The organism is Martinezella sp. CNPSo 3959 (assembly GCF_057784355.1).
Genome location: NZ_JBXSOV010000013.1, coordinates 22,641 through 36,710, shown reverse-complemented (window position 1 = coordinate 36,710; position 14,070 = coordinate 22,641). Strand labels below are relative to the sequence as shown.

The 14,070-nt window shown below is 58.9% G+C and carries 12 protein-coding genes; 9 read left to right on the top strand and 3 right to left on the bottom strand.

Annotation, left to right across the window (positions count from 1 at the left end):
- The first annotated feature begins 228 nt into the window (after positions 1-228).
- The 6 genes from AC13RE_RS22685 (at position 229) to AC13RE_RS22660 (ending at position 7,524) form a co-directional block, all read left to right on the top strand.
- Positions 229-1,983 (top strand): alkaline phosphatase, encoded by a 1,755-nt coding sequence (locus AC13RE_RS22685; protein WP_488564603.1) that lies wholly within the window; start codon positions 229-231, stop codon positions 1,981-1,983.
- Positions 1,984-2,057: 74 nt separating this feature from the next.
- Positions 2,058-2,522 (top strand): hypothetical protein, encoded by a 465-nt coding sequence (locus tag AC13RE_RS22680; protein ID WP_488564602.1) that lies wholly within the window; start codon positions 2,058-2,060, stop codon positions 2,520-2,522.
- Positions 2,523-2,527: 5 nt separating this feature from the next.
- A complete protein-coding gene (locus tag AC13RE_RS22675) occupies positions 2,528-3,214 on the top strand; it encodes an ABC transporter ATP-binding protein (protein ID WP_488564601.1) in 687 nt (228 codons plus the stop codon).
- Positions 3,211-4,488 (top strand): ABC transporter permease, encoded by a 1,278-nt coding sequence (locus AC13RE_RS22670; RefSeq protein WP_488564600.1) that lies wholly within the window; start codon positions 3,211-3,213, stop codon positions 4,486-4,488. The genes AC13RE_RS22675 and AC13RE_RS22670 overlap by 4 nt, the downstream gene beginning before the upstream one ends.
- Positions 4,489-4,634: 146 nt before the next feature.
- Entirely contained in the window at positions 4,635-6,839 is a 2,205-nt protein-coding gene (locus AC13RE_RS22665) for a DUF1217 domain-containing protein (protein ID WP_488564599.1), read from the top strand.
- A 301-nt stretch (positions 6,840-7,140) separates the two neighbouring features.
- Positions 7,141-7,524 (top strand): YybH family protein, encoded by a 384-nt coding sequence (locus AC13RE_RS22660; RefSeq protein WP_488483999.1) that lies wholly within the window; start codon positions 7,141-7,143, stop codon positions 7,522-7,524.
- A gap of 43 nt (positions 7,525-7,567) precedes the next feature.
- Here AC13RE_RS22660 and AC13RE_RS22655 read toward each other — a convergent pair whose 3' ends face one another.
- Complete coding sequence (locus tag AC13RE_RS22655; RefSeq protein WP_488564598.1) at positions 7,568-8,851, bottom strand: cystathionine gamma-synthase family protein; 1,284 nt, start codon at positions 8,849-8,851, stop codon at positions 7,568-7,570.
- A 335-nt stretch (positions 8,852-9,186) separates the two neighbouring features.
- Between AC13RE_RS22655 and AC13RE_RS22650 the strand changes: the two genes are divergently transcribed.
- Entirely contained in the window at positions 9,187-9,966 is a 780-nt protein-coding gene (locus tag AC13RE_RS22650) for a class I SAM-dependent methyltransferase (RefSeq protein ID WP_112414218.1), read from the top strand.
- A 101-nt stretch (positions 9,967-10,067) separates the two neighbouring features.
- Here AC13RE_RS22650 and ppk2 read toward each other — a convergent pair whose 3' ends face one another.
- Entirely contained in the window at positions 10,068-10,982 is a 915-nt protein-coding gene (ppk2, locus tag AC13RE_RS22645; protein ID WP_132719174.1) for a polyphosphate kinase 2, read from the bottom strand.
- 145 nt (positions 10,983-11,127) lie between these two features.
- Positions 11,128-11,916, bottom strand: a complete 789-nt coding sequence (locus AC13RE_RS22640; protein WP_015343521.1) for a 3-hydroxybutyrate dehydrogenase — start codon at positions 11,914-11,916, stop codon at positions 11,128-11,130.
- Between the two features lie 203 nt (positions 11,917-12,119).
- Here AC13RE_RS22640 and AC13RE_RS22635 point away from each other — a divergent pair, with 203 nt between their 5' ends.
- Together AC13RE_RS22635 and AC13RE_RS22630 are read left to right on the top strand one after the other, a co-directional pair.
- Positions 12,120-12,866 (top strand): acetoacetate decarboxylase, encoded by a 747-nt coding sequence (locus AC13RE_RS22635; protein WP_488483996.1) that lies wholly within the window; start codon positions 12,120-12,122, stop codon positions 12,864-12,866.
- A gap of 36 nt (positions 12,867-12,902) precedes the next feature.
- Positions 12,903-14,060, top strand: coding sequence for a patatin-like phospholipase family protein (locus AC13RE_RS22630; RefSeq protein ID WP_488564597.1), 1,158 nt, complete (start codon positions 12,903-12,905; stop codon positions 14,058-14,060).
- Positions 14,061-14,070 lie beyond the last annotated feature (10 nt).

Sequence of the window (14,070 nt, the reverse complement as noted above, 5' to 3'; positions counted from 1 at the left end):
ACTCACTACGATCGGCGTAGCTTGCATGGCACTGGATTGCGGATGACGACGAATTGACAGGACCGTTTGCATGTATGCGCAGCATTTTAGGTGCGGCGCATACAATCAGGATTGCTTATCGGTTTCTGTTGTGGAATTAGCGGTTGAGAAAGTTGACCTTCTTTTACATGATTGTCATCTGGCTTTTATATGTGGGGAGCGGGAAGCAACCAAACGCAGGGGGTATAAATGCGTAAACTTCTTCTCGCCATGATGTCTGCGACCGTAATGTCCGGCGCAGCCCATGCAGCGACAGTCTATCCGTTGGACCGGGCAACGGTACTCGCCGGCTCTCCGTTCGATTTCAAGGTGGAATTCAGCAAGGTCGTGAAGCCGGAAGACGTGAAGGTCACGGTCAACGGCGAAAGCTACGATGCGGTTTTCGGCAAGGCGGCCGATTTTGTCGCCGAGGAGAAGGGTGCTGAGGACAAGGTTCTCGGATCTGCCCTGATCCTGCGTGGCGTCAAGCTCGCAAAGCCTGGCCAGTACAAGGTCGAGGTTGCTGCTGGCGACGAGAAGAAATCCGTCAATTGGGATGTCTATGGCACTTCGGCGACGCCGAAAGCCAAGAACATCATCTTCCTGCTCGGCGATGGTCTCTCGGTTGCGCATCGCACCGGCGCCCGCCTCATGTCCAAGGGCATGACCGAAGGCAAGGCCAATGGCCGCCTCGCCATGGACGACATCCCGCCGGTTGCCTTCATCGGCACCTCTTCGACCTCGGCGATTGCCACCGACAGTGCCAACACCATGTCGGCCTATATGACCGGCCACAAGTCGGCCGTGAACGCCCTCGGCGTCTACGCCGACCGCACGCCGGCGAGCCTCGACGATCCCAAGGTCGAGACCATCGGCGAGGCCCTGCGCCGCACCGGCAAGAAGTCGCTCGGCATTGTGACCACGGCCGAAGTCGAGGATGCGACGCCGGCAGCGCTCGTTTCCCACACCCGCAAGCGTGGCGACAAGGCCGATATCGTCGGCATGATGTATGACGTCAAGCCGGATGTCCTGCTCGGCGGTGGCTCGGCCTATTTCCTGGCGAAAAGCGTGCCCGGTTCCAAGCGCAAGGACGACAAGGATTATATCGCGCTCTTCAAGGATGCCGGCTATGCCGTTGCGACCGACAAGAACGAATTGGCGGCTGCTGCCGGCTCGAACCAGGACAGGCTGCTCGGCCTGTTCCACACCGGCAATCTCGACGTCACGCTCGACCGCGAATTTCTGAAGAAGGGCACTGTCGACAAGTTCCCGAACCAGCCTGGCCTTGTCGATATGACCAAGGTCGCGCTCGACAAGCTTTCCAAGAACCCGGACGGCTTCTTCCTGATGGTCGAGGGTGCCTCCATCGACAAGATGAGCCATCCGCTGGATTGGGATCGCGCTCTGGTCGATACGATCGAGTTCGACAAGGCCGTTGCCGTCGCCCGCGAGTTCCAGGCCAAGAACCCGGATACGCTTGTTGTCGTCACCGGCGACCACACGCATGGCGTCTCGATCATCGGCACGGTCGACGATAACAAGCCGGGCACGGAAATGCGCGAGAAGGTCGGCACCTATGCGGCGGCCGGCTTCCCGAACTATGAGGACAAGGATGGCGACGGCTATCCGGACCGCGTCGACGTTTCGCGTCGCCTGTTCATGGCCGCCAATAACGGCCCTGATCACTACGAGACCTTCCGTCCGAAGCTCGATGGTCCTTTCGTTCCGGCGATCCAGAACGAGAAGAAGGAATATGTCGCCAACGAAGCCTACAAGGATGTGCCCGGTGCCGTCTTCGTGCAGGGCAATCTTCCGAAGGACGAGGACAGCGGTGTCCACGCCGTCGACGACGTCGTGCTGCAGGCGGCAGGCCCCGGTGCCGAAGGCTTCCGTGGTTACATGGAACAGAGCGATGTCTACCGCGTGCTGGCCGATACTTTCGCGCTCGGCACCGAAAAGATGTAAGTCCTGACAGGCCATGTGAATAGGGCAGGCGGTGTCGAAACCGCCTGTTTTCTCCATTTTTATGAGGGTACGCGATGTCGAAGCATCAGATCGCCACCATCAATCGTCGAGACTTTCTGGCCGCCGCCGCAGCCTTGCCTGTCATGGGCATTGCGGTACGTGCCAATGCCTCGGAGAAACTAGGCTTCGGCGAGCTCTACAAGAGTTTCGGTCCGCTGGGGCTCGAATTTTCCGACAAGGTCAAGCAGTCGAGCGGCAAGGACGTCGCCATCAATGGCTTCATGGCACCGCCCTTGAAGGCGGAGGCGGCTTTCTTCGTGCTCACGGAAATCCCGATGTCGCTTTGCCCCTTCTGCTCTTCCGATGCCGACTGGCCAGATAATATCGTGGTCGTCTATCTCTCGTCCAAGCAGACATTCGTGCAGTACAACGCGCCGATCATGGCGCGCGGCGTGCTGGAGTTCGGTTCGTGGACCGACCCCGAAACCGGCTTCATCAGCCAGCTGCGTCTCAGGGACGCCTCGTTCAAGACCGTTTGATCCTCATGCTCGCTCTCGATGTTTCCGGCCTGAGGATGCAGTTCCCCGGTCTTGCCGCGCCGGTTCTCTCCATCGACCGCTTCCATCTGCCAGCGGGCGGTCGGCTTGCGATCACGGGTGCGTCCGGCTCGGGCAAGAGCACCTTCGTCAATGCGATTACCGGGCTGGAAGACATCAGGGATGGCAGCGTATCCTGGAGCGGAACGGAAATCACGCGCCTCTCCGCCGGCCGGCGCGACGCCTTTCGCGCCCGCAATATCGGCCTTGTCATGCAGGATTTTCATCTGTTTCCCGGACTGTCCGCCTTGGAGAACGTCGTGTTGCCGATCAAGCTGACCCGGCGCCTTGCGGCCAGCGAACGGGAACGAGCGCTTTATCTGCTGGCGGTGACCGGTATCTCCCGGCCGCAGCAAAAGATCGAAACTTTGTCGCGCGGCGAGATGCAGCGCGTTGCCGTTGCCCGCGCGCTGCTGTCGCGTCCGGGCGTCATCGTCGCCGACGAGCCGACCGCCAGCCTGGATCGCCAGGCAGGTAACGAGGTTGCAGAGCTGCTGCTGCAATTGTCGGCAGAAGAAGGGACGACGCTCATCGTGGTCACGCATGACACAGCGCTCGCCGAGAGTCTTGGTCGTCGCATCAATCTGGCAAGCGGGCGCATCGAGGAAGACAGCCAAGAGGTGGCCGCGCAATGATCACCTTCATCCTTGCCGATCTCAGGCGTTTCTGGAGTGGGGCGCTGGCTGTCGTCGTGCTGATTGCCCTGTCGGTCGCGCTGAGCGTGACCGTGACGCTGCAGGAGCGGGCCGTCCGTCTCGGTAGCGCCCGCGCCGCTGAGAAATTCGATCTGCTTGTCGGAGCCGCAGGCAGCGAGACGCAGCTGGCGCTTTCCGCCGTCTTTCTGCAGCCCGCGCCGCTGCCGCTGATGGACGGCGCCGTTCTTTCCCGCCTTGCCAACGATCCACGTGTCGAATTGGCCGCACCCGTCGGCTTTGGCGATTCTGCCTACGGGCATCCGATCGTCGGCACAACCACAGGCCTGATCACGTCCCTTTCGCCATCCCTCTCGCAAGGTGCGATGTTTGCACACCTCGGCGAAGCGGTTGTCGGCTCCGATGTCGCCTTGTCGACCGGTGCGGAAGTCAAGCCGATGCACGGCACGGCTGAGGCAGGCGGCGAAACCCATACGGCCATCGCCTACAAGATCACCGGCCGCATGGCGCCGACGGGAACCGCTTGGGACCGCGCGATCCTGGTGCCGATCCGGGCTGTCTGGCAGTTGCACGGCATGCATGGCGGGGAACATCACGACCATGATGGCGATGAAGCAGATGCGCACGGCGCGGCCAATCCGGAACAAGATCGTGTTGAAGGCCACGAACACGGGCATATCGACGCTGATGCGCCGTTGGATGAGCATTTCGACGCGCAGACGCCTGGCGTGCCCGCCGTTCTCGTCAAGCCGAAGACGATTGCCGATGCCTATCGCCTCAGGCAGGAATACCGCACCGGCACGACCCTTGGCGTCTTTCCCGCGGAGGTGTTGACCAGACTCTACGCGACGCTCGGCGATGCCCGCAGTCTGCTTCTGGCGATCGCGCTCGGGACGCAAGCGATCGTCATTGCCGCCATCGTGCTTGTCACCATCATGCATGTCGGATCCAGGCGGCGGCAGATCGGTGCCTTGCGGGCGCTCGGAACGCCGGTCCGCTCGATCGTCACGCTTGTCTGGGGTGAGCTCTTCATTCTGTTTGCCGCCGGCATCGCGCTCGGCATTGCGTTTGGCTATCTCGCGGCACTGACGATCTCTGCGAGACTTGCGGCTTCGACGGCGGTGCATTTGCCGGTTGGCTTCGTCTTCGAAGATCTATGGCTTGTCGGAGGTTTCGCGGCCGTTGCGGCGATCATCTCTGTCGTCCCGGCGGTCAGTGCCTTGCGCTCCAGTCCCGCTGCGGCGCTCCGCGCCTGACGGCAGCGGTCAAAAGCGCGTCGGTTGGCCGCTCTTTTCCCGTAGGCTTATGTGACGTTTTGATTGCCGATATAGCCTCGCGCAAGGTCTGGTTGCGATAGTTCGTGCGGGGCGAATACTAGTGAACTGCGCTGTGGGGGCGATCTATGATTTCGACGTATCTCGGCTACGTGTCCGCGACAAAGGACATGGCATCGACGCTGGCCGGCATCGCCAAACAGGCGACGGTCAAAAGCGATCAGCAATATTACGATACGCATATCGGCAAAGTTAAGAATGTCGACGAATTTCTGAACGACTACAAGCTATATAGCTATGCGATGAAAGCCTACGGCCTGGAGGATATGACCTACGCCAAAGCCTTCATGAAAAAGGTTCTGACGAGTGATCTCAGCAACACGAGCAGCTTTGCAAACAAGCTGACGGACAGCCGCTATCGGCAATTTGCCGCCGCTTTCAATTTTGGCGGCGCGTCGAAAAATCAATCCGCCCAAAGCGATTCCCAGAAGACCGATACGATCGGGCTCTATGAGCAATCCTTCGCCAATGAAACCACCTTGGCCAAGAAGGAAAGTAAGTTCTACGATACCTGGATCGACAAGGTGTCGAATGTCGACGATATCGTCAACAGCAGCAGGATGACGGACTATATTCTGCGAGCGCATGGCTTGAGCCCCGACAATATATCGAAAACCTTCCTGAAGTCGGTTCTGACCAGCGATGTCAACGACCCCAACAGCTTCGTTAACACGGCGAGCAACTTCTCTTCCGTATCGGTCCAGGCGACATATAAGCTGATTGCGTCGCAGTTCGGCTTCAATGCGGATGGAACGCTTTCCGGCGCGACTGCCCAGACAACGCAGCAAAAGGAAGCCATGATCTCGCGCTATGACAGCATGGTCCCGAATCTGCTGACACCGGCTGCGGCCACCAGCAATGACGACTATTATCGCCAGGCAATCACGAAAGTTCAGTCGCTCAGCGAGATCACTGGCGACAACAGGCTGTTTTCCTATATCAAGACGGCATTCAACCTCGATCCCAAGCTCGCCCCGGTCCAGTTCAACCTAGCCTTCACGAATTCCGACTATGCCGCATTGACCGGAATGGCGGATATGGTCGCGCATTTCCAGTTTGCATCCGACGGAACGCTGCCGGCCGGCCAGCCGGCACAGACGCCGCAGGCCATCGACGATATCTCGATCAAATATTTGAAGCAGGCCAAGGGCGCGAAACAGGCTCTGTTCACCGATGCCGAGAAACACTACAAGACCGCGGTTGGCGAGATAAAGACGATCGCGGACTTCTTTGCCGCCAACGACATAAAGAGCAAGGATCTTCCCACTGTGGAAGATATGGCGCTTCGCGCCTTTGGCATCGGCAAGAATGAGGTCTCCAGAGATCAGCTGCGCAAGATCCTGGAAAGCGATCCCTATGACAGCAAGAGCTATGTCAACTCGCTGAAAGACAGCAGGTTCGTCGAGCTTGCCAAGGCATATAATTTTGACAGCAAAGGCAATCTGCGGGCGCCTGTCACGGCGCTGTCGCAGGCTTCGATCAACAGCTTGATCTCAGCCTATTCCAAGTCGAAGACCTTCGGGCTGACCGGCGAGATGCGGGACAAGGCGGTCAAGGATGCCAAGGACGCGGCGACCGAATTCAGCGAATCGATCGTCAAGATCAAGACCGTCGATGATCTCCTGGCCGACAAGAAGCTGACGGAGTTTATCCTTGTTGCGAACAATATCGATCCCAAGTCAGTCGACAAGGCTACCTTGAAGAAGGCCTTCACCGCGGATCCCGAGGATGCCAAAGGCTTTTTGAATACGCAGGCAGGCCAGCGCTTCAAGGCGATGGTGAACGTCTTCAACTTCGATGCCAAGGGAAATCTGACGACGGCCAAGATCGAGGCGGGACAGAACAAGGGCGCGCGTCTGGCAACCAACGATCTCTATCTTCATCAGACCCTGGAATCGCAACAGGGCGACTCCAACGAAGGCGTCCGCCTCGCCCTCTATTTCCAGCGCAAGGCGCCGCAGGTCAATTCCGTCTACGATATCATGTCGGATCCTGCGCTCTACAATGTGATCAAGACGACGTATTCGCTGCCCGCATCCATGTCGAACATGGATGTGACCCGCCAGGCAGCGATGTTGGAAAAACTATTCCCCGTCAAGGATCTGCACGATGCTGGGAAGGTGGACAAGCTGCTCAAGCGCTTCTCGGCCGTTTTTGATGCGGCAAATGGCGGGAGCACCGCCTCACCCGCGTCAGCCATTCTCACACGTGGCTCCGGAGTTGGCATGAGCGCGGACCTCATGCTCTCGATTGCCCAGCTCAGGTCGCGATAGGATATTCCGCGCTTGCCTTGTTGGAGCGGGCCGGCGCCGGCAGCGCGAGCTTAGCGATGCCCTGCGCGCCGCCGAGCCCAAGGATGGGTCGGATTAGGCCGGTTCGTCTGCGGCAAGGAAGGCCCGCTGTCTGCTATGTCCGGCATGACGGAGCGCGCTACATTATTAATCCGGATATTGAAAGCAGGGCGGATGATTGGGCATAGATGGTGCAGACTTTCTCCGTCCAATAGTCCTCGCCTCATGAGTTGAAACGCAGCCGCTGTTGCAATGCGGCGCTGCCTATGGAGGAGATTTAGGAATGACGGAGGATGAAAAGGCAATCCGCAAAGTCGTGGAAACCTGGATCGCCGCAAGCAAAGCGGGCGATACGGCAACTGTTTTGGGGCTGATGACCGATGATGTCGTCTTCATGGTGCCGGGCCGAGAGCCGTTTGGCAAGCAAGCCTTCGCCGCAGCCTCCAAGGGCAAGGACGGCATAAAGATGGAGGGCTCCAGCGAGATCGTCGAATTGCGGGTGCTGGGCGACTGGGCCTTCATTCGCAACCATATCGACATCACGATGACATCGCCCGACGCCGATGCCATCAAACAATCGGGTTACACACTCACTCTTCTGCGCAAGGAGGCCGATGGTCGGTGGCGCCTTGCGCGGGATGCGAACCTTCTGACCGTGCATAGCTGATCGTTGCAGCGTTCATCCGTGTCGTAAATCCGTAAGATCTCCGTCACGCGGCTTCGAGCGCGGATGCCAGATCGGCGATCAGGTCGTCTGGATGCTCTATGCCGATCGACAGGCGAATCGTCGATTCCAGCACGCCGATGCGGTGGCGTACATCCACAGGTACGCCCGAATGCGTCGTTGTGGCAGGATGGGAGGCCAGCGATTCCGTGCCGCCGAGGCTGACGGCGAGCTTGAAGATCTGCAGCGCATTCAAGAATTTGAATGATGCCGGCTGGCCGCCCTTGATATCGAAGGAGAAGGTGGAGCCCGCGCCGGTGCACTGGGCGGCGAATGTGCGGCCGGTCGCTGAAGAGGGGTCGATGTAGGGCAGGTAGTGGATCTGCTCGACCTTCGGATGGTCCCGCAGGAAATCGGCAACCGCCCGTGCGTTGCCGTTTGCCCGCTCCATGCGGATCTGCAGCGTTTCCAGCGATCGGCCGAGCATCCAGCAGGAATGCGGATCGAGCTGGGTGCCGATCGCTCCACGCAATGCCTTCACCTGTTTGATGATTGCTCTGGAGCCGAGTGCGGCGCCGGCAATCAGATCGGAATGGCCGCCGACATATTTGGTCAGCGAGTAGAGGGAAATATCCGCGCCATGCTCGATCGGCCGCTGGAAGACCGGGCCGAGCAGGGTATTGTCGCAGGCGATGATCGGCGTGTGTCCCTGCTTTCTGCCGATCGCATCGGCAATGCGGCGGATCATCGCGATATCGACGAGGCTGTTCGTGGGGTTAGCAGGCGTTTCCACGAGAATGACCGAGACACGGCCTTTGGCCATGGCCTCCTCGGCAGCTGCCGTCACCGAGCCTTCGTTGACACCGTCGGCGAAGCCGACGGCCGCGACACCGAGATTGAGGAATGTCTTGGCGACCAGCGTTTCCGTGCCGCCATAGAGCGGCTGCGAATGCAGGATCGCATCGCCCGGGCGCGTAAAGGTGAGAAGGGCGGTCGCGATAGCCGACATGCCGGAGGAAAACAGTGCTCCGCTTTCCGCCTTTTCATAGACGGCAAGACGATCCTCGACGATTTCGCTGTTCGGGTGATTGAAGCGGGAATAGACGAGGCCGACCCCCGTGCCGGCCGGCGGCTCGGTGCGGCCGGAGATATAGTTGAAGAAATCACGCCCGTCCTCGGCCGATTTGAAGACGAAGGTGGAGGTCAGGAAAACCGGTGGCTTGACCGCGCCCTCGGAGAGCTCAGGGTCATAGCCGTAATTCAGCATCTGTGTTTCGGGATGGAGGGGGTGGTTGCCGATATGCGTTTTGGACGGATGCGGCGCAGTCATGACGGTCTCCTCGGCCGATGATGTGAATTTTAGACTCACATTATACATCACTTAGAGCGCCAGCTCGCTATTCGTCATCATCTACGATGCTGCTTTGGCTCTGAACCTGATATGGGTCGGAACTATCCAACCAGCGCATGACTATCCGGAATACGACAGAAAGGTCGCTATATCCGTGAGTGGCGCTCGCCTTGACGCCGTACCACCCCAATTTTCGAGAGCTTCCGGCTTCGCTGTCGCGGTCCCGCAGAAATGGGGCGTTTCTTGATCGACCGGTCCTAACCGATGAGCAGCTCGGAGGCGAAATGCATGAAGAAAACCAATGAGGTTTACATTTGAAATCGGGCGTTCGAAAATTTGTATTTCGCGATCTTCAGAAAATCGATGGCTACATCGACCCACCGGATGCGCTTGTCTTCCTGTCGTTGATCGAAAAGCAAAGACAGGAGAAACTTTACGGCGGCCTTGCCGAAATCGGGGTTTATTACGGGCGGTCCTATTTTTTGCTTCGCAAGATCAGTGCACCCGACGACAATGTGCTTGCGATCGATCTTTTCGACATAGAAGCGGATGGGGCGCAATATCAACGCTTTCTCGACAACGGAAGATCACTGGGCATTCCCGTTGATGAGGACCTCGTTATAACAGGCGATAGTACCGGGCTCGATCCGCAGGCTATCATCGATAGGGTTGGGCAGGTTCGTTTTTTCAGCATCGATGGTGGACATTTGCTTCGCCATATCGTTGCCGACAGCCGGTTGGCGAAGAGCGTACTGGCCGATCACGGCATCATCGCCTTCGACGACACCTTCAATCCGGCCTGGCCGGAGGTGACGGTCGGCGTCTCCGATTTTCTGCGCAGGAACAGCGATACCTTTGCCGCCTTCTGCATGACGAAGTATAAGACCTACGTCTGCCGGCGGGATTTTCATGAGTTCTATCGGGCCGCGCTTGGCAGGGCACGACATCTCCTGCCGTTTGAGCATGCGGAGATGGATTTTCTTGGCTCGAAAGTCCTCAGGCTGCACGATCCCATCAACCGGAGGGTTGCTTATGAGCTCTTGCGGCGGCTGGGCTTGGGCGCCATATCCGAATGGGCCTATCGCCCAGCCTGACCTTGAGCCGGTCAGGCTTGCCGGCGGTGGAATGAGAGCGATTTCGTTTTCAAGTAATTCTTCAGAGGGGCCGCCAGAGGCGGACCCCTCATCGGTCTTGATCAGTAGATTTCCGGCACGTACATTTCCGGCGGCACCGGCGTACGGTGATAGTCTGCATTGCGCATGCGCTCCGGCAGCACGATTTCCGGCTTCGGTACGCTTTCGTAGGGGATCTGGCCCAGAAGATGGGCGATGCAGTTGAGGCGAGCTTTCTTCTTGTCGACGGCATGGACGACCCACCACGGCGCTTCCGGAATATGGGTGCGCTCCAACATCTCTTCCTTGGCCTTGGTATATTCTTCCCAATGCACGCGGCTCTGGAGGTCCATCGGCGAAAGCTTCCACTGCTTCAGTGGGTCCTGAATGCGCATGTTGAAGCGGAATTCCTGCTCCTCGTCGGTGATCGAGAACCAGTATTTCAGGAGAATGATGCCAGAGCGAACCAGCATGCGCTCGAAATCCGGCACGGAGCGGAAGAACTCTTCCAGCTCCTCAGGCGAGCAGAAGCCCATGACGCGTTCGACACCGGCGCGGTTATACCAGCTGCGATCGAACAGCACCATTTCGCCTGCTGTCGGCAGGTGGGCGGCGTAGCGCTGGAAATACCATTGATGCCGCTCGCGCTCGGTCGGAGCCGGCAGTGCGACCACGCGGCAGACGCGCGGATTGAGGCGCTGGGTGACACGCTTGATGGCGCCGCCCTTGCCGGCGGAATCTCGGCCCTCGAACAGTACGACGACCTTCAGCTTCTTGTACTGCACCCAATCCTGCAGGCGCACCAACTCGTGCTGAAGGCGAAAGAGTTCGCGGAAATAGACGCGGCGATCGAGCGCCGCTTCGCCTTCGCCGATAAGGCCCTCTGCGACCAACTCGTCCAGCCGGTCCTCTTCGAGCTGCATCTCCAGCTCTTCGTCAAAGCTGTCGACGATCTCATCCTTGATGCGGCTGAGTGGGTCCTGGGTTTCATCGGTCATTGTGCGCCTCCTGCTCTGTTTTCATGTTGATGCTGCAGCTTAGAGCGTGATGCCGAAAAGTGTTGACAGTTTTCGGACGACATCCGGCTCTAGGGGCCGCAGAAAGCCGGCACGCTGCTCAAGCACGTACCGGCTATGGTTCGCATCACTCAGCGGTCCAGCCGCCGTCGACGGAAAGCGTCGTGCCGGTAATCTGCTTGGCGGCATCGCCGCAGAGGAAGACGGCGATGGCTGCGACTTCATCGACGGTCACGAATTCCTTCGTCGGCTGGGCGGCGAGCAGCACATCATGCTTGACCTGCTCTTCCGTCATGTTGCGCGCCTTCATCGTCTCGGGGATCTGCTTCTCGACGAGCGGCGTCCAGACATAGCCGGGCGCGATGGAGTTGACGGTCACGCCGTTCTGGGCGGCTTCCAGTGCGATCGTCTTGGTGAGACCGGTAATGCCGTGCTTGGCCGAAACATAGGCAGACTTGAAAGGCGAGGCGACAAGGGCATGCGCCGAGGACGTGTTGATGATGCGGCCCCATTTGCGTGCCTTCATGCCGGGGATGGCAGCCTTGATGGCATAGAAGGCTGCAAGCAGGTTGATGCGGATGATCGCTTCCCACTTGTCGTCGGGAAATTCCTCGATCGGGGCAACGAACTGGATGCCGGCATTGTTGACGAGAATATCGAGGCTGCCGAAGGCTTCCTCGGCTTCGCGCACCATGGATGTCACTTCTTCGCCATTCATCATATTGGCGCCTGAATAGCGGCACTTCACACCGAAATCGGCTTCGATTGCGGCACGTTCCTTTTCGATTGCATCGGCATCGCCAAGGCCGTTGATCGTCACATTCGCACCTTCAGCGGCAAAGGCACGGGCGATCGCAAGCCCGATACCGCTCGTCGAACCGGTGACCAGCGCATTCTTCGAAGTCAACGAACCCATGATGCTACTCCTGCAATCTTTGTGACATGGTTGGGTAAGGGAAATGCTCAACGTGAACGCACACTGCCAGCCCGATATGTCGCTTTGATAACAGTGCAATTTGCAGTGAGCCGCGGGCTTTCGTCCCCTGACACTTCACTGTCATGCAACCGTGCAAGTTTTCGCTCCGGTGCCGGCGATTTCCTCCAACGACGGAAGATACGATGAAGGTCGAAGACATTCTCAAGCATGCCTATGCGATGCCGCTGACCAATCCCTCCTATCCTCCGGGGCCCTATCGGTTCTTCGATCGCGAATATATCATCATCACCTACCGCACCTCGCGCGAGGCGCTTGAGGCCGTCGTGCCCGCGCCGCTCGAAATCGACGAGCCGCTGGTGAAATACGAATTCATCCGCATGCCCGATTCCACCGGCTTCGGCGATTATACCGAGACCGGACAGGTGATCCCGGTGACCTATCGTGGACAAAAGGGCGGCTATGTCCACTCCATGTATCTGGATGACGATGCGCCGATCACCGGCGGCCGCGAGATCTGGGGTTTTCCGAAGAAGCTTGCCAGCCCGAAGATCGTCAACGAGGGCGAGGTCATCGTCGGCACGCTGCATTATGGCAGCGTCCTTTGCGCCACGGGAACGATGGGTTACAAGCACAAGCCGATCGACCAGGGACCGCTTCTGTCCGCTCTCTCGGAACCTAACTTCCTGATCAAGATCGTGCCGCATGTCGATGCCACCCCGCGCATCTGCGAGCTTGTGCGCTACTACTTGACCGATATCGCCATCAAGGAAGCCTGGACTTCGCCGGCTGCCCTCGATCTTCGGCCGCATGTCATGGCCGACGTCGCACGGCTGCCTGTGCTGGAAGTGGTTTCCGCAGTTCATTTCACCGCCGATCTGACGCTCGGCCTCGGCGAAGTCGTTCACGACTATCTCGCAGAGCGCAGATAACCAAACCTCATTGCTATTTCATGCTGGAGACGGATCGTGCTTGAACGAAACACCAAGGCCGCAGCCCCGACTATCCCGGAAATTGCCGCTCAATATGATCGCGTCGCCCTGGTTTTCCAGGGGGGCGGCGCGCTCGGCGCCTATCAGGCTGGCGTTTACGAAGCGCTTGCCGAAGCGGGATGCGAGCCGACCTGGCTTTCCGGCGTCTCGATCGGCGCGGTCAATGCCGCGATCATCGCCGGCAACGAGCCTGGTCGGCGGCTGCAGCGTCTGGAGCAATTCTGGCAGATCATCTCCGGCCGCAAGATCTGGGCCTATACGCCCGAAGGTGATTTCTTTCGCGATATCCGCAACCGCACCAGCTCGTGGATGACGATGACCATGGGCCAGCCCGGCTTCTTCAAGCCGCGCTTTCCCAATCCCTGGCTGGAGCTGCCGGGTGCGGAAGGTGCCACCAGCTTCTATGACTCGGCAGAGCTCAAGAAGACGCTGGAAATGCTGATCGATTTCGACGTGCTGAACGATGGCAAGAAGCGCTTCAGCGTCGGTGCGGTGAATGTCCGCACCGGCAACTTTGTCTATTTCGACACCGACAATATGCGCATCGGCCCCGAGCACATCATGGCAAGTGGCGCGCTGCCGCCGGCACTCCCGTCCATCCGCATCGAGGGCGAATATTACTGGGACGGCGGCATCGTCTCCAACACGCCATTGCAATATCTGCTCGATCAGGAAGAAGACCGCAGTTCGCTCGTCTTCCAGGTCGATCTGTTCAGCGCGCGCGGCGTCCTGCCGCGCAGCATGCCAGATGTCCTTTCACGCCATAAAGACATCATGTATTCGAGCCGCACGCGGCAGAACACCGATAATTTCAAGCGCATCCATGGACTGAAGATGAAGCTTCTGGGTGCGCTGAAGCGTGTCCCCAGGGATCAGCTGACCGCGGAAGAGGAAGAACTGATCGCCGATTATTCCGATGCCGGTGTCGTCAACATTGTGCACCTGATCTATCAGCACAAGAACTACGAAGGTCACGCCAAGGATTACGAGTTCTCTGGCACCTCGATGCGAGAGCACTGGGATATGGGCCTCGAGGATACGAAGCGGACGCTGCGTCACACCGACTGGCTGTTGCCGCCGTTTACCGACGACGCCGTCGCTATCCACGATCTGCACCGGGAAGATCCGGCCTGAGGTCTGTTGC

Coding starts and splice junctions, on each gene's coding strand:
- AC13RE_RS22685 (WP_488564603.1), top strand. CDS start 229: ATGCGTAAACTTCTTCTCGCCATGATGTCTGCGACCGTAATGTCCGGC.
- AC13RE_RS22680 (WP_488564602.1), top strand. CDS start 2,058: ATGTCGAAGCATCAGATCGCCACCATCAATCGTCGAGACTTTCTGGCC.
- AC13RE_RS22675 (WP_488564601.1), top strand. CDS start 2,528: ATGCTCGCTCTCGATGTTTCCGGCCTGAGGATGCAGTTCCCCGGTCTT.
- AC13RE_RS22670 (WP_488564600.1), top strand. CDS start 3,211: ATGATCACCTTCATCCTTGCCGATCTCAGGCGTTTCTGGAGTGGGGCG.
- AC13RE_RS22665 (WP_488564599.1), top strand. CDS start 4,635: ATGATTTCGACGTATCTCGGCTACGTGTCCGCGACAAAGGACATGGCA.
- AC13RE_RS22660 (WP_488483999.1), top strand. CDS start 7,141: ATGACGGAGGATGAAAAGGCAATCCGCAAAGTCGTGGAAACCTGGATC.
- AC13RE_RS22655 (WP_488564598.1), bottom strand. CDS start 8,851: ATGACTGCGCCGCATCCGTCCAAAACGCATATCGGCAACCACCCCCTC.
- ppk2 (WP_132719174.1), bottom strand. CDS start 10,982: ATGACCGATGAAACCCAGGACCCACTCAGCCGCATCAAGGATGAGATC.
- AC13RE_RS22640 (WP_015343521.1), bottom strand. CDS start 11,916: ATGGGTTCGTTGACTTCGAAGAATGCGCTGGTCACCGGTTCGACGAGC.
- AC13RE_RS22635 (WP_488483996.1), top strand. CDS start 12,120: ATGAAGGTCGAAGACATTCTCAAGCATGCCTATGCGATGCCGCTGACC.